Source organism: Psychromonas sp. MB-3u-54 (assembly GCF_002836415.1).
Lineage (GTDB): Bacteria > Pseudomonadota > Gammaproteobacteria > Enterobacterales > Psychromonadaceae > Psychromonas.
The window spans coordinates 1-15,710 of the sequence record NZ_PJBP01000121.1 but is presented as its reverse complement, the minus strand read 5'-3'; the positions used below and the strand labels follow the sequence as shown (position 1 = coordinate 15,710).

Sequence of the window (15,710 nt, the reverse complement as noted above, 5' to 3'; positions counted from 1 at the left end):
CGCTAAATTAGAAGATGTATTTAACACGAAATTTAACAGTAGTAACATCGTTAGCTGAATCTGGGGCGAATGCATATCCAGCACCTAAGTGGAAATCTAGGTTATCAATATCCATAATAGCTGGGATTTTGTATGCAGTATAAAGACTTGTTTCAGTATCAGTACTGTTATCGTTTAATTCAGCACCTAAGTAGAAGTTCTGTATACCAACACCAACACCAGCGGTCATATTATCAGCTGCAACAATAGTAGAAGTAACAGTATCAAATTCAGTACCGCTACGAGTAGCAGCACGTAATGTGATGCTTACCATATCAGATGCTTCAAAAGTTCCTGTTGCAGCATAACCAGTCCAGTCTGCATGATCTTGAGTATCAACTACAGGAACTTCAGCGCCTACAGCAAGAGAGAATTTAGCTGCAGAGTAAGTCACTATAGGACGAAGAATAACAAGATCACCTGAATCTTGGCTTGAAGCTGTTAATTCATAACCTAGTGCACCGGCCTCTTTATTGAAAGTGACTTGAGTTTGTTCAGAACCTGCAGCACGGCCGCGCGCTTTGCCGCCATTGTAACCTGATACCGCGCCAGAAGTTGTTAAAGACATATCTGCGCCAGCAGGTGAAAGGTTAGTTGCTTCAAAAGCGCCTAACGCTAAGCTCCAATCATTTTTCTGACCGATAACAAATTTACGGTCATCAAAAGTAACGTTACCATCTAATCCAGCTTCAGTAGCTACAGAAAATCCAGCATATGCGTTGTTGTCTAGTAAACGCTCACCTTTTACAACGATAGTGACATCACCACCTGAAGTTAAGTTTGAAGTATTGTTAGATTCGTAATTGAATTCAACATCACCACCGATTGATAAAGAACCTGCTGCAGTATCAAATGTTTGACCTGCGTTTGCTGCAGATGCTACCAATAAAGCCAGGATGCTTGAAGCTAAAATAGATTTTTTCATGTTAGTTAATTTCCTTTTTTATCATAGATACCTGAGTGATTCAGGTGTTGTGTAATTTTTTTTTGTATTATTATATTGTTGTTTATTTGTATTATTTTTGAACTTTTCTGAATTCAAGATATCTAATAAAAATTGACTGCGCAAACTAGAAATTGCGTTTGCATCTTTTTTTGTGAGCTGTTTTGCAGTTTTACTTTCTGGTGTGTGAGCAAGGCCACAAAATATCAGGGTTAATTATGGATAGCTGCAACTTGAACTATCAATAATAAGGCTACAAAACCCCACCTAGGTCAAAATTCAATCAAAAAAAGAGCTTTTCGCAGTGCTTTAGGTCATAAAAACAGCATTTTTACTTATTCCCCCCTTTCTAATGTTTTAATTAGTCATAAAATATAAGCGCTGTATTTCCTTTTTATTACGACAATAGGATTAATTTGTGCTCTTTTAGGACAATATGACTCAAACAGCAGCGCTGCTATTTGATACCCTATTTGCCAAATCCACTTTTTTTTATTCATTTCTGCCTTTAAACAGACTATTTTCTATCTCAGTCTTGGTTATCTATCTGCCCGTTATTCGCCCTTTTTAGCTTTTTTACTAAAACATTTCGCTTTACCGTCTCATTGTCACTTTAGTTTTTTTGCTATAACACTCCGCACTTATCGTTTTATAGCCTTTTCGCCTTTTCGCCTTTTCGCTTTATCGCTTTATCGCTTTATAGCCTTTTCGCCTTATCGCCTTCTCGTTTTATCGCTTTATCGCTTTATCGTTTTATCGCTTTATCGCTTTATCGCCTTCTCGCTTTATCGCTTTATCGCTTTATCGCTTTATCGCCTTATCGCCTTATCGCCTTATCGCCTTATCGCCTTATTGCCTTATTGCCTTATTGCCTTATTGCCTTATCGCCTTTTCGCCTTTTCGCCTTTTCGCCTTTTCGCCTTATCGCTTTATCGCCCTATCGCCTTATTGTCACTATTGCTGTTTTAGATCTATATTTAGAATGGTCTGCGGATCGCCTGAAGGCACACTCAGTTGAAGGGATTTTGAGTATTTCAACCTTATTAGGTGCAGCTGATAGCGCTTTGATTAATCAAGTTGTTATTATTTTTCGCTGAGCATAAGTTAATCCAGTCCGGATTAATAAACACAATAAATAATTTTCCTGCAAAAATAACCGGGATCTTTTCATGCTAAAAAAACATCGCCTGCTCATTATCAGTGTGCTGATTATTGTTGCCATTGTTGTGCTTATTGTTTATCTCAAACGTCCCCGCCCGATCGCGGTTGTGGTACAGGAAGTAACCAAGGGCGAAGTACTGGCAACTATTACCAATACGCGCGCGGGAACGCTCAAGGCCTGCCAGCGTGCGCGACTTTCACCCTCGATCGGTGGCCAGATTGAAAATCTGCTGGTTAAAGAGGGGGATCGGGTCAAAGCCGGGCAACTGCTGCTGGAAATATGGAATGATGATCTTCAGGCACAGGTCACACTGGCTCAGTATGAGAGTGACCGAACAGAGGCTCTGGTGCGCGAGGCCTGTATTATTGGCGATCTTGCCAAACGTGAAGCATTTCGCCTGCGCACTTTGTTCTCCAAAAATATGGTCTCTGCGGAGAGTGTCGACCAGGCCGAAAGCGCAGCGAACGCTAAGCTTGCAGCATGCGAAGCTGCGCAGACCTCGGTCAAAGTGAGCCAGTCAAAAATTGATGCAACCCACGCCGCGCTGGCACGCACCCGCTTAAATGCACCTTTTAGCGGGCGCGTTGCTGAAGTGAATGGTGAAGTGGGGGAGTATCTAACCCCTTCGCCGATTGGTGTTGCGACTTTGCCGGCGATTGATTTGATTGATTACAGCTGCCTGTATGTCTCCGCGCCCATTGATGAAGTCGATGCACCGCAGATTCGCCCGCAAATGCCTGCTCATATTTCATTGGATGCTTTTGCGGGCAGAACATTTGCCGGTCGAGTGCGCCGGGTTGCTGATTATGTGTTGGATCTGGAGAAACAGTCGCGCACGGTTGAAATAGAAGTTGAATTTATCAATCTCGATAATACTGACAATATGCTGCCCGGTTACAGTGCCGATGCCGAAGTTATTCTTGAGCAACGTGAAAACGTCCTGCGTATTCCCACTGCGGCACTGTTCGACCGTAACAATATACTGATTTTAAAAGATAATGGATTGCTTGAACAACGAAAGATCAAAATCGGTATAAGCAATTGGAGTTATACGGAAGTGCTTGACGGGGTTGCTGCCGGTGAACGGCTGGTGACTTCAATTGAGCGGGAAGGTGTCGAGAAGGGTGCCCGTGCTATTGTTGAACGTAAAGATGATTGAATTAAGCACTATGCAATTAAACATGATTGAGTTAAACAATATTCATCGTGACTTTCTGGTTGGCGAGCAAAAGGTGCATGCCCTCGATGATATTAATCTGTCCATTGTCGCGGGTGAATATATTTCTATTATGGGGCCTTCGGGTTCAGGGAAATCAACCCTGCTGAATTTAATCGGCCTGCTGGATAGCGCAACGGAAGGCACTTATCTATTAAACCAGCAGGATGTTACTGCACTGCCGGATAACGAGCAGGCTGCCACCCGCAACAAAACCATCGGTTTTATTTTTCAGTCCTTTCACCTGATCCCCCGATTAACCGCTGCACAGAATGTTGAGCTACCTTTGATGCTCGCAGGTACTGAGCCAGATCAGCGCCTCCCTCTGGTTAATAAAGCGATCACGGAAATGGACTTGGCCGATCGTGCTCAGCATAGACCCGATCAACTTTCCGGCGGGCAGCGCCAACGTGTTGCGATTGCCCGTGCAACGATTATGCAGCCGAAAATATTACTGGCTGATGAACCGACGGGTAATCTGGATCAAAAATCCGGTCAGGATGTCATTAATATTCTCGAGCAGCTTAACCGGCAGGGGATCACGGTCATTATAGTGACTCATGATAACAATATTGGAGAGCGGGCAACGCGGCAGTTAAAAATGCTTGATGGTCGTATTGAATCAGATCAAACCTTATCTCAGGCAAGTTTATGAAAACGGCGCTGCGTGATATTACCGGTTTTTCCTGGCGCGCCCTGACGGGGTTCCCAACCCGGACAATATTGATGTTAATGGCGATGGCTATCGGTGTTGCCTCGGTCATTATGTTAACCGCTTTGGGGGAGGGGGCCCGGCGTTATGTCAGCAATGAGTTTAGCTCATTAGGCACCAATCTGGTGATTGTTTTCCCCGGCTATTCTGAAACATCAGGTCTTAATCCAGTTGCTATGGTGGGCACTACCCCCCGAGATCTGACTCTGGATGATGCGCAGGTATTAACCCGTAATACTAATATTCGCCGTATAGCGCCGATCAGCATAGGTTCGATTAATGCCAGTTTTCAGGGGCGTTCACGTGAAGTGCCCATTATTGGCAGTAATGCTGAGCTGTTAAATATTCGCCATTGGCAGCTGGCACAGGGGCGTTTTTTACCTGCCGGCGACTTGGATCGTGCTACACCGGTTTGTGTGATTGGCCGTAATATAAGAGATCAACTATTTGCAGCACAAGCCGCAGTCGGTCAATGGATACGTCTGGGTGATCGGCGTTTTCGAGTGATCGGAATTATGGCATCGGAAGGGCGATCTATTGGTGTGGATGTGCAGGATACTATTATTATTCCGGTGGCATCTGCACAGCAATTATTTAACAGCGCTTCACTGTTTCGTATTCTGTTGGAAGTCAAAACCCGTTCTGCCATTGAGTCAGTCAAACAATCCACCATTGAAATATTAAAAGAGCGTCATCAGGGCAAACGTGATGTGACTGTGATTACTCAGGATGCGGTTCTGAAAACCTTTGATCGTATATTAGGCGCACTGACTTATGCTATCGGCGGTATTGCGGCAATCAGCCTCGCTGTCGCCGGTATTTTAATTATGAATGTAATGCTGGTCGCCGTCTCTCAACGTACGGCAGAAATTGGTTTATTAAAAGCACTGGGTGCACCTCAGCGGCAGATTCTGCACCTGATTTTATTCGAAGCCATTATGTTATCGACCTTCGGCGCAATGCTCGGTGTATTATTGGGTGAACTCGGTTGTGTTGTCATCAGGCTGGTTTTTCCTGCTCTGCCTGCCTACGCCCCGCTTTGGGCGGTATCGACTGCGGTTGCCGTCAGTCTGTTGGCCGGATTTATTTTTAGTTTACTGCCGGCACGACAAGCCGCGCGCCTGGATCCTGTTCTCGCCCTGACGGGGAAATAGATTATGCGACTGCGCGACCTTCTCCATTTAACCACCTCATCTCTGATTGCACATCGTCTGCGCAGTTTTTTATCTGCGTTAGGTATTGCAGTGGGCGTTGCTGCGGTTGTCCTGTTAACCTCTATCGGCGAAGGAGTCCATCAGTTTGTACTGGCGGAATTTACCCAGTTTGGTACTAATCTGGTGGCCATCAATCCAGGGAAAGCGACAACCGGCGGGATCAGTATGGGAGTGTTTGGTACCGAAAGACCATTAACTATTGAAGATGCGCAGGCACTTAAACGGCTACCCTATGCGCGAGCCGTAGTGGCTTTTGTACAGGGCAATGCCGAGGTGGAAGCGGGTAACCGCAGTCGCCGTACTACTGTTTATGGTGCTGGCTCACAAATGCCGGAAGCTTTTCAAATGAGCATTAAGTCAGGCCATTTTCTGCCCGATGATGATCCCACTGCTCCGCGCGCTTTTGCCGTACTCGGCAGTAAACTCAAATATGAATTATTTGACGATTTAAATCCTTTAGGAAAACGCATTACGGTAGGGGGGAATCGTTTTCGTATTATTGGTGTGATGGAGTCAAAAGGTAACGTATTGGGATTTGATCTCGATGATACCGTTTATATTCCAGCATCCCGCGCCTTAAGTTTATTTAACCGTGAGACTCTGCATGAAGTGGATCTGCTTTATGATGATAATACTGCCATTGAAACAGTGGTCGCGGGTATAAAAAAAATCCTCGCAGAGCGACATGGCAGGGATGATGTCACTATTACTACGCAGCAGCAGATGCTCGAGGTGCTGGGGTCGGTATTGAATGTGCTGACCTTTGCCGTTGGTGCCATTGGCGGTATCTCATTATTAGTCGGTGCGATCGGAATAGTTACTATTATGACTATTGCGGTCAATGAACGGATCAGTGAAATCGGTTTAATTCGCGCATTAGGTGGCCGACGGTCACAGATACTCAGTTTATTTTTAGGGGAGGCTATTGTACTTTCTGCTGTCGGTGGATTCGTCGGGCTGGGACTGGGTATCGGTATTGCCCAACTACTGCATCTGAGTTTACCTGCGCTGCCTGTACACACTTCATGGAACTTTGTCATTCTGGCGGAAGTCATCGCCATCAGTATTGGACTTATTGCCGGTGTCCTGCCTGCCCGCCGCGCTGCCCGGCTCAATCCGGTTGAAGCGCTGCGGGCGGAATAAGCAATTTGTAAAACTAACTGAGCGGTTTTTATCTGTGCAGCGCTGTGATTGTTATCGCTTTAACTGACCAGCAAAAAAATTGATGTAGGTATTATTAGGTATCTGCACTTTTAACTGGCCAGCAAAAAATTGATGTAGGTATTATTACGTATTTGCACTTTTAACTGGCCAGCAAAAAATTGATATAGGTACTATTGCGTATTTGCACTTTTAACTGTGCAGCGCTGTTATTGTTATACCTTTAACTGGCCAGCAAAAAATTGATATAGGTACTATTACGTATTTGCACTTTTAACTGGCTAGCAAAAAATTGATATAGGTACTATTACGTATTTGCACTTTTAACTGGCTAGCAAAAAATTGATATAGGTACTATTACGTATTTGCACTTTTAACTGGCTAGCAAAAAATTGATATAGGTATTATTACGTAGATGGCGCTTTAATTGACGAGATAACCAGTATTCACCGAGTGAATGATCTTTAAAGATTTTTCTGAAATGCAGTGAATTAATATTGACATATATATCATCAACAATGTCAAAAGTAGCATAACCAATAATAGTCCCGTCGAGACGAATAATAAGTAATTCAGTAGCGTTATCCGGGTCTTTATTCTCAGGTTGTGTTTTCAGCCTTTGAGCATCCTCCTGAAGCAGCGTTTGGCATATTGGGGAAAAAATAGAGGTCAATTTAACATTTATGATTTTATGCATATTTTTCCTTTTAAGGACAATAAACAAAGAAGTAGACGCTGATGACACTTTACAGGCAAAAAAAAAGAGGTCAACTAAACATCAATAATTTGTGGGTTTTTTTAATGCCAATTAAAAAAATAATGAGATATGGATCGCAGTTTACACCTTTCTGACAATGTTAAGGTATTTATCTGTGATCTTCCGCAAATATATTTATTCACTTGCGGTGAAGAAAACCCCCGACAAAAGTGAACTCAATCAATTTGCAGATAAAATTCTGCAGTAGAGACGATAAAATTATTTACATTGTGCGAGCAACTGGCGTACCTCGTCAGCATTCAAAGGCCGGACCAATCGCGCTACCTCCGTTCCATCATGCAGCAAAATCAAGGTTGGCCAAAGCTTAACCCGAAATGCACGACCCAGAGTTTTACCTTTTCCATCATATACCTTAATGTGAGGCAGCTGCGAATGTTCGCTCAGTCCCTCCTTTACTGCCGGCCGTGCAGCCTGACAGTGGCCGCACCAGGGTACTCCGAATTCGAGGATAGCATCACCGACCAAGCCACTAATCTGTTCGAGTGTTGGTGCGTCTTTTGTATAATCAGGATTAAATCCTAACTGACTACTTTTCATGCTATTTTTTCCCTAGTATTGGATGGATAATGGATTCGCTCAAATGAAATTTGTCCATTTTCATCAAGTTATAAAAGATCAGTTACTCTATAGCCACTTTCAAAAGTGCTGGCAATTATAAACGGCTTAACTTTGTGCTGTTTTTTAGGCAATAACTTAAATAAGTGCACTTATACCTGATTGATAAGCTCATTCCCTATCATAAATTCTAGCCCTTCAAGCTCAACTAGCAATTGATGGCGTGACCTAAATAACACCTTTTGCGATGCTGAATATTGTCCATCTCAATATGACGTTTTGTGACTGCTTTTAAAATTAATACCTGTTTGTTTCAAAAATCACCTGCCCGTGAGCTATAAACAGTCAATTCCCTCATGTTATTTGAGTTAAGGTAGCCTGTTTTTAAACAAAAAAAATGGCAAACCCGCAAAGGTTTACCATTTTTTTATCAATTTAGCTCGATTGGGGAGCTAAAATATCACAGCGAATTAAAGCGCTACGATAGTATCTGCTTGCGGGCCTTTTTGACCTTGGCTTACAGTGAATTCTACTTTTTGGCCTTCAGCTAAAGTTTTGAAACCTTCGCTTGCAATAGCACTAAAGTGAGCGAATACATCTGGACCAGATTCTTGCTCGATAAAACCAAAACCTTTCGCTTCGTTGAACCATTTAACGGTTCCTTGTACTTTATTAGACATAATAATATCCTGTAATTTTAATGTAAGGTTGCCTTCAGAAGGCTTGAATAGCGTAAAAACAGACTGGAACTTAAAAACTACAGTGCGAGGTATTATTAATAAAACAACGAAATGGAGAATGTAAACGTAAGGCTTTCTTTTGCTGAGTTGAATTATACAGAATCAAAAGTTAAAGTCAATAAAATGCCTAATAAATACACAGTTAAGGACTGAAAAACAGACTGCGGAGGGCAGCGATTACCTAGCAATATCAACTCGAAGTCTTATTCTGTTATTTACCTGTGTCGGTTACAAGAGCCTGAAACAGGCTAAATTAGCTTAGCAGCCCGTATTTTTTGTGTGCGCCCATAGAATAGATAGACAAAAACCAATGGGATAATCAGCAGATATATATGCTGCAGTTGTTGTAGCGGCGTGTCACTGCTATTAAAAAGATAACCGGCAAGGCTAAAAAACAACAGTAAAGTAAACTGTGAATAATAACTTTTACAGATACTATATTGAATCGGCTGCGCTAAGCTTGCGATATCATAAAAGCGTTTGTTAAAAGCGAGGCGAAAAAAGCTGCTTAAAAAGGCAATCAGCAATACGGTTGAGTATAAAACAAGTGGACCTGTCTGAAGGCTTAAGTCAGCGCGCAACAGCCAGGAAAACGCATAGCCGAAAACCGCGATAGTGAAGATGTGCTGCGCGTTAATACGATCAATACGCTTCTTGATAACATAGAATATAAGGGCTAAAAGTACGCTTAACAGTACAATCAGCAAGCCCAATTTTAATAGATTTTGTTGGGTCAGCAGATATAATGACAATACCCAAAAATAGCTTTCTAGAAACAATAAAACACCATCAATCAAAAAAATCACTTTCGAATTAAAAGTGTCTTTAAAGTTAATCACCTCAAGCAGAGAAAAAGCACTGGGTTGGTTGTTGCTTAATAGTTCAATCTGGTTAATAAGCGAGTGTCTAAGCAGCCAATAACCTAAGGTTGAGATACTTATGAAAATAATAAGCAGCAGGTTAATCTGTGCTGCCGCTAATAAATAACTGCCCAGCAAGATACCTAACTTTAAGACAATCATCACTAAAATTTGAAAATTAGCAAAGCTGTCACCGCTGTTGTTTGTTTGGGTAATACGTTGAAACAAAACCCGTTGAGTTGACCAGTAAAAACAGCCCGCTGCACCATTAATCAATGCGCCAATGCTTAATAAGACAGGCGAGAAATCCCATAATAAAATAATGACCAGTAATATTTCAAAGATAAAAGAGAGAGCCACTATCTTTGACCAGTTTGCAGCTGCACGTAACCTGTCCCAAAAATACAGAGCAATAATAAACCCGAGTGCGCTGAATGCAATAAAATAGGCAATATCGTTAAGCGCCAGCCCTTTATTCCAAAGAATAATAGGGATAAATATGGGCAGCAATCCGATCAGAAAGGAGTGTACTGCCACAAACAGATAAAAGCTGCGTACTAAGCTTTTCATTAATAGGTATCTGTTTGCTGAATATTAAGCTTTTCCAATTGTGCAAAATGGATAGACAGATCTTCAGCTTCACCATAACGGGGAAAAGCATGCATATGCAGATAGGGGCGTGAATTAACCTCTAAAAAGATACATTTTTGCTGCCGATAATCCGTGCTAATACCTTTCTCCATAATCACATCAATGCCTAATATATTCGCATCAAAGCGCTGCAGCACATTCTTAAACAATGTTTGATTCACCGCTGGAATAGTCTCCTTGTCAATCACTTCAACCACGCCACCCGGTGCTAATGAGATGCGATAAAATAGCAGCACCTGTTGATTCAAGTTGGGAACGGTTGTTAAGTTATAGCCGCTCTTTGCTAAAAACTTTAACGTTTGTTGCCCTTTTTGCAGGGGAGAGATACAAGGGTATAAATTCATCTGCTCTCTAATGGCATTTTCTCTGTCAATCAACTGGTCGATCGAAGCTATCCCGTCACCCGTTACAAAGGGTGCATAACGTTGTAATACTGACATTACCTGCCCATTTGCCACGACCACACGATAATTGTTGCCCTGTAAATATTGCTCGACAACCGTATAGGGCCACCATAATTTGGCCAGAAATATCGCCCGCCAAAGTTGCCTGACATTTTCAATCGGAAAATAACTGCCCCGTGAGAAACCACTGACATTGGGTTTGATAACCAAAGGGAAGCCAACTTCTTTGGCAAATTTTATGGCTTTAAAAGGGTTTAGAAAGATTAATCCCTGTGCATGCGGAACATTTGCCGCTGCAAAAACATCCCTTGCCTGTTCCTTGCTGCGGCAACTTTTACGCACGCGAAGGTCATTATAATGACTGCAGCCGCCCATAAATTTTTTACTGATCCATGCGTAGAGGATCTTTTTCAAGCGAATCATGATGAAACCTCATTTTTAGTGGCTCTTTTTAATCGTTGAGATAATTTGAATTTATTAAAAAATACCGGTTTAACGGCTTGGGTGCGCGGAATGGTTGTGGTGACTTTTGCTAACTGCTTCATACTGCTCCGTATAAATTTAATTTTTTTCCAAAGGCTAAAATTTTGTACTAATAAAATCAGTGGCATAGGGACATAGAGGTTGATTTCAATAATATGAAACTGCCCCGCAATCAAACTTTCCAGCGAATCAGCACGTATGCCATAACGGGCAATACGAAATTCACCGATTTGTTTAAGATGAGACCAAATTTTTTGTTGCTGCTTTAAGCTAAGCATGGCTAAACGGTCTGTATAGTAGCTGTTGTCATTGTAGATTCCATTAATCGGCAGGGGATCATCGCTTGTATTGCAGGTTTCAGTAATAGATAAAACGGCAAACTGCTGCAAATTATCTTTTTCGGGAATAACAAAAACTTCAAATTCTCGTTTTCCCGGTGCGGCTTGCTGAAGCAGATAAAATGGCGGGTTAGCGCTGCGTTTGCGGCGTATCTTCTGCAGCGTATCTAAGTTATCAATACGCACAATACCCTGTGAGTTTTGCCCCCATTCAGGTTTCATAAAAACAGGGTAAGCGCTTGGGTTGTTATTACCAATATCCATACACTGCACCAGCCGCCATTGTATGGGAATACGCGCATCCATATCTAATTTCGAAAACAGATTACGTTGTTCATTAAAGTAGTTCGCGTTGAGCTGAAAATACTTCCAGGGTGCAACGGCAAATCGAATGCAATATAAAATATATGAAACCACCAGCGCGATGCGTGTCAGCAAGTTGTTACCCCCGGATTTTCCTCTGTCAATTGAGATTGGCAGCTGCGTATATTGATGACAAAAAGAACCAAGCCCAAAAATACAATCAGCCCGTTAATTATCTTGGTGTTACTTAATAGCATATTATTTTTTGTCCATTTTTGCCCAGTTTTTAGCGGCTTTTTTAATCAAGTTATCTTTATTCGCTAACCACAGATCTTGAGTGTCTTGATCGTAATTAAGGTAGAGCTTATCCTGATAAATTGTCCAAAATGGTGCATTGCCCGAAGCCGTTTTATTGCCCGCCATTGCCCATGCACAGTAACCACCGTACTGTGGTAAAAAATAGTCTGGATTTTTTTTAAACTTATTAAGATTGTGCTGACTGCTGAAATACCAGTCGGCTCCTTTATACTCGAGGGTAAATTTTGCCGAACCTCGAACCGGTTTTTGCTCGCTAAAATAGGCAACTGCATCAAACCCTGAAATAGCTTTATGACTAAAATAGCCCGTATAAACTTGATCGACAGCCAGTACTGAATTGCAGCTGAAAAGAGACAACAGTAAAAATATTTTCACCGGTAAATTGACGAATTTCATGTTCAACCTTTATTGACTGCAGTAGAATAATTAGACCTAGGTAAGCCTGTAAATATTTCATCTTTGTGTATTTATTTTTGCATGGATAAAATCCTCACTCCTTAATTTATGCGATTAAGCCGCACTGATTTATTAATGAATTGCATGTTTTTCAATAAAAACAGCTGCAAGCAATCCTTATATTGTTGATAAAAGAAGACTCCGAAGAAATATTTATGCCGTTACTCCGGTCAAGTAGATGGCGAAGGCTTTTTAGTTAGATAAATGGAGAAACAATGAAGCAGCTGCGTGAAGCGACAGTAGAGGCACTACTGCAGGTACAGCAATTAGTGGTAGCGAGTGGAGGAGAACGTTATAACCAGCCTTCGCTGCATAGCGAATCGGGCATTGGCAAACATGTTCGCCACATTCTGGATCATTTTTTGGCGCTTCAGCAGGGTGCAGTTAATGGCAATATTGATTACAACAGCCGTCATCGCGACAGCGAAATTGAAAATGATGCCGAGTTGGCTTTGCAGTTAATCAATGAATTAATTGCATGGTTTCTTCCGCCTGATTCAGAATTGCAGGAACGCGCCGTTAAGGTTGAGTCTGAAATTTCCCTAAAGCAGCAACAAAACAGGTTGTTTGATAGCAGCCTAAGTCGTGAGTTATGTTACCTGATTAACCATACGGTGCATCATGTGGCCTATGCCAAATTAGTGGCAAAAGAATTAGGTATTTTGGTTGATGATGCTATCGGCATAGCACCCAGTACGGCGAGTTACCTGCGCCAGCAAGGTAACTAAGATGTGTACCCTAAGCGTGCTACGTTTAAGCAATTCGTTGGTGATCACCATGAATCGTGACGAAGCCCGCTTGCGCCATGAAGCCGGCTTAAAACAACAGCAGAAAAATGGCGTTGAGCGGCTATATCCGATTGACGGACAAGCCGGAGGCACATGGTTTGGTGTTAATAATCACGGGGTGGTTCTCGCCTTACTTAATCGCTATCAAGACCCCCAATCAAGTACCGCGCCTACGCGTGGAAATATTATTCCGCAAGCTTTAGCCTATGGCAACGTTAAGCTTGTTAAAAAACACCTTTCTGAGCAAAGCTATCAATACTACAACCCTTTTGATTTAGTACTCATGTCTGGTCGTGAATGCTTACATCTAAGCTGGAATGGTCGGCACTTAAGTACTCATAATGTCTGTCAAGCGGCACTGCTGCTTAGCTCATCTGCGCTCAATACCGAAGCGGTGTTAGCTAAACGGCAACGGCATTTTCAACAATGGTTGGCGCAGTTACCTGAGTTGTCGGCCGCTGAGGTCCTGCAGAAAATTCATTTGCAGCATAATCCAGACAGCCAAGGTGATTCAGTATTAATGGACCGCAGTGATGCCCACAGTAAAAGTATCTGTCAGGTGTTGCTCGATGCGAATTACTGCGAATTTAACTATTACTCGGAAGCCAGCCTGCAGCAATGGCGATCTCATATTAGCGACGGCAAGCATCCTCAATTAAAAAAGCAACAACGACTTCTCACTCTACAAAGCCCAACGTTGAGTAACGAATTGCCTGCACTTTAAAGCTGGAACATACAACCAATTTTTATATTAGGACCTGTTCATTAGCAAGCTTAATTCAGCTAATTTAGTATTTTTAAGCGCAATTTTCATAGTGTGAATCTAAGCATATTTTCGACAGTTTCTGCGCTTCATTTATCTCTTTTGATGTCATTTTAGGTATGATTAAATCAAATATATTTTTAGTTTTTTCACCATTATATTTGGCTAAATTGAGCCACATATACGCTTGTTTATAATCTTGACGAACACCATGACCATTGGCATAGATCAGCCCCAGGTAGTATTGAGCATTGGCATGTTTTTGTTCGGCGGCTTTGCGATACCACTCGGCTGCTTGTTTATAACCTTGAAGGACGCCCTGACCATAGTCATAGATCATTCCCATATTGTATTGAGCGCCAGCATGCCCCTGTTTGGCGGCTTTGCGGTGCCACTGGCCCGCTTGTTTATAATCTTGAAGGACGCCTAGACCGTTGTGATAGATCAACCCCAGATTATATTGGGCGTCAGCATGGCCCTGTTCGGCGGCTTTGTGATACCACTGGGCCGCTTGTTTATAATCTTTAAAGCCGTTATCACCATTGGCATAGATCGACCCCAGCTTGTATTGGGCATCTAGATGCCCCTGTTCGGCGGCTTTGCGATACCACTTTGCTGCTTGTTTAAAATCTTGAGGGATACCCAGGCCATTGGCATAGATCAATCCTAAATTATATTGTGCATCGGGATGCCCCTGTTTGGCGGCTTTGCTATACCATAGAGCTGCTTGTTTATAATATTGAGGCACGCCCTGACCATTGTGATAGATCAACCCCATATTGTATTGGGCGTCTAGATGACCCTGTTTGGCGGCTTTACGATACCAGTAGGTTGCTTGTTTATCATCTCGAGGGACTGTCTTACCAAGGGCATAGCGCTCCCCCATAGAATATTGTGCCTTTGCATGACCCTGTTCAGCGGCTTTGCGATACCATTTTGCCGCTTGTTTATCATCTTGAAGCACACCTCGGCCCCTGTTATACAGCAACCCCAGATAGTATTGGCCGCCTGCATGGCCCTGTTCAGCAGCTTTGTGATACCACTTTGCTGCTTGTTTATTATCTTGAAGGACGCCCTGACCATTGTTATAGATCAACCCCAGATAGTATTGTGCGTCTGCATGCCCCTGTTCGGCGGCTTTGCGAGACCACAGGAGCGCTTGTTTATAATCTTGAGGAACGGCCAGACCATTGGCATAGATAGTCCCTATATTATATTGGGCGTTTGCATCGCCCCGTTCGGCAAGCGGAAACCATTCTTTGTAGGCTGTTTTAAAGTCACCCTTGTCAGCTGCGTCTATCCCTTTTTGAAAGTCTGCTGACTGTGCGAAAGAGGCAAAAAGAATAAGAGATACCCAAATAATATTTTTCATCATTAATTACTCTACTTCATGTGTTATTACATCTGCAAATAGGCATAAAAAGATATTGATAATATCATAACAACCTGAATGTAAGTGTTTTTTATGGAGTAATATCCATGCGTAAAATCACCATAACAATAAATAGTTATATTTATTGTTTAACGACTGCTTTGGTCATTATGTTCGGGATAACATTGCATACGCTCTAAAAAATTCGCTATCCGTCGGATCTTTTTAGCTTTACTGGATTTAAGGATAACGATTCTATTTATGAAAAGATCGCTATGGTGTTGATTTAAGCAACGCTGTCAGCGCTTTTTTAGCTTTACTGGATTTAAGGATAAGGATTCTATTTATGAAAAGATCGCTATAGGTTTGATTTAAGCAATGCCGTCAGCGTTTTTTTTAGCTTTATTGGATTTAAGGATAATGCCTTTTTTTATGAAAAGATCGCTATGGTGTT

The 15,710-nt window shown here is 42.3% G+C and carries 15 protein-coding genes; 6 read left to right on the top strand and 9 right to left on the bottom strand.

The features are described from left to right. Nucleotides 1-7: 7 nt before the first annotated feature. Complete coding sequence (locus CXF72_RS08245; protein WP_101038495.1) at nt 8-964, bottom strand: carbohydrate porin; 957 nt, start codon at nt 962-964, stop codon at nt 8-10. A gap of 1,187 nt (nt 965-2,151) precedes the next feature. On the opposite strand from CXF72_RS08245, the gene CXF72_RS08235 reads away from it, so the two are divergent. From CXF72_RS08235 to CXF72_RS08220, 4 genes are read left to right on the top strand one after another with little or no spacing between them, the layout of a single operon-like run. After that, a complete protein-coding gene (locus CXF72_RS08235) occupies nt 2,152-3,303 on the top strand; it encodes an efflux RND transporter periplasmic adaptor subunit (protein WP_101038493.1) in 1,152 nt (383 codons plus the stop codon). Beyond that, nucleotides 3,281-4,015, top strand: a complete 735-nt coding sequence (locus CXF72_RS08230; RefSeq protein ID WP_232784916.1) for an ABC transporter ATP-binding protein — start codon at nt 3,281-3,283, stop codon at nt 4,013-4,015. The genes CXF72_RS08235 and CXF72_RS08230 overlap by 23 nt, the downstream gene beginning before the upstream one ends. Beyond that, nucleotides 4,012-5,226 carry an ABC transporter permease gene (locus tag CXF72_RS08225; RefSeq protein WP_101038492.1) on the top strand — a complete coding sequence of 405 codons (1,215 nt, stop codon included), beginning with the start codon at nt 4,012-4,014 and terminating at the stop codon, nt 5,224-5,226. Before CXF72_RS08230 ends, CXF72_RS08225 begins: the two co-directional genes overlap by 4 nt. Before the next feature lie 3 nt (nt 5,227-5,229). Continuing rightward, the gene (locus CXF72_RS08220) at nt 5,230-6,429 is read left to right on the top strand and encodes an ABC transporter permease (protein ID WP_101038491.1); all 1,200 of its coding nucleotides are present in this window, start codon (nt 5,230-5,232) and stop codon (nt 6,427-6,429) included. A 391-nt stretch (nt 6,430-6,820) separates the two neighbouring features. Here the strand turns inward: CXF72_RS08220 and CXF72_RS08215 are convergent, their stop codons facing one another. From CXF72_RS08215 to CXF72_RS08185, 7 genes are all read right to left on the bottom strand, one after another. Continuing rightward, nucleotides 6,821-7,144, bottom strand: coding sequence for a hypothetical protein (locus CXF72_RS08215; RefSeq protein ID WP_101038490.1), 324 nt, complete (start codon nt 7,142-7,144; stop codon nt 6,821-6,823). Nucleotides 7,145-7,423: 279 nt separating this feature from the next. Then, on the bottom strand, nt 7,424-7,762 hold the full coding sequence (locus tag CXF72_RS08210; RefSeq protein WP_101038489.1) for a thioredoxin family protein: 339 nt from the start codon (nt 7,760-7,762) through the stop codon (nt 7,424-7,426). A 488-nt stretch (nt 7,763-8,250) separates the two neighbouring features. Then, entirely contained in the window at nt 8,251-8,460 is a 210-nt protein-coding gene (locus CXF72_RS08205) for a cold-shock protein (protein ID WP_101038488.1), read from the bottom strand. Nucleotides 8,461-8,768: 308 nt separating this feature from the next. Continuing rightward, complete coding sequence (locus tag CXF72_RS08200) at nt 8,769-9,950, bottom strand: hypothetical protein (RefSeq protein WP_101038487.1); 1,182 nt, start codon at nt 9,948-9,950, stop codon at nt 8,769-8,771. Next, the gene (locus CXF72_RS08195; RefSeq protein ID WP_101038486.1) at nt 9,950-10,858 is read right to left on the bottom strand and encodes a cyanophycin synthetase; all 909 of its coding nucleotides are present in this window, start codon (nt 10,856-10,858) and stop codon (nt 9,950-9,952) included. The genes CXF72_RS08200 and CXF72_RS08195 overlap by 1 nt, the downstream gene beginning before the upstream one ends. Then, complete coding sequence (locus CXF72_RS08190; protein ID WP_101038485.1) at nt 10,855-11,694, bottom strand: hypothetical protein; 840 nt, start codon at nt 11,692-11,694, stop codon at nt 10,855-10,857. Before CXF72_RS08190 ends, CXF72_RS08195 begins: the two co-directional genes overlap by 4 nt. A 123-nt stretch (nt 11,695-11,817) precedes the next feature. Next, nucleotides 11,818-12,273 carry a YHS domain-containing (seleno)protein gene (locus tag CXF72_RS08185; RefSeq protein ID WP_101038484.1) on the bottom strand — a complete coding sequence of 152 codons (456 nt, stop codon included), beginning with the start codon at nt 12,271-12,273 and terminating at the stop codon, nt 11,818-11,820. A gap of 275 nt (nt 12,274-12,548) precedes the next feature. On the opposite strand from CXF72_RS08185, the gene CXF72_RS08180 reads away from it, so the two are divergent. Then, nucleotides 12,549-13,061: a DinB family protein gene (locus CXF72_RS08180; RefSeq protein ID WP_101038483.1), complete on the top strand. Its 513-nt coding sequence runs from the start codon at nt 12,549-12,551 to the stop codon at nt 13,059-13,061. Between the two features lies 1 nt (nt 13,062). After that, entirely contained in the window at nt 13,063-13,845 is a 783-nt protein-coding gene (locus CXF72_RS08175) for an NRDE family protein (RefSeq protein ID WP_101038482.1), read from the top strand. Between the two features lie 73 nt (nt 13,846-13,918). On the opposite strand, the gene CXF72_RS08170 is transcribed toward CXF72_RS08175, so the two are convergent. Continuing rightward, on the bottom strand, nt 13,919-15,259 hold the full coding sequence (locus CXF72_RS08170) for an SEL1-like repeat protein (protein ID WP_101038481.1): 1,341 nt from the start codon (nt 15,257-15,259) through the stop codon (nt 13,919-13,921). Nucleotides 15,260-15,710 lie beyond the last annotated feature (451 nt).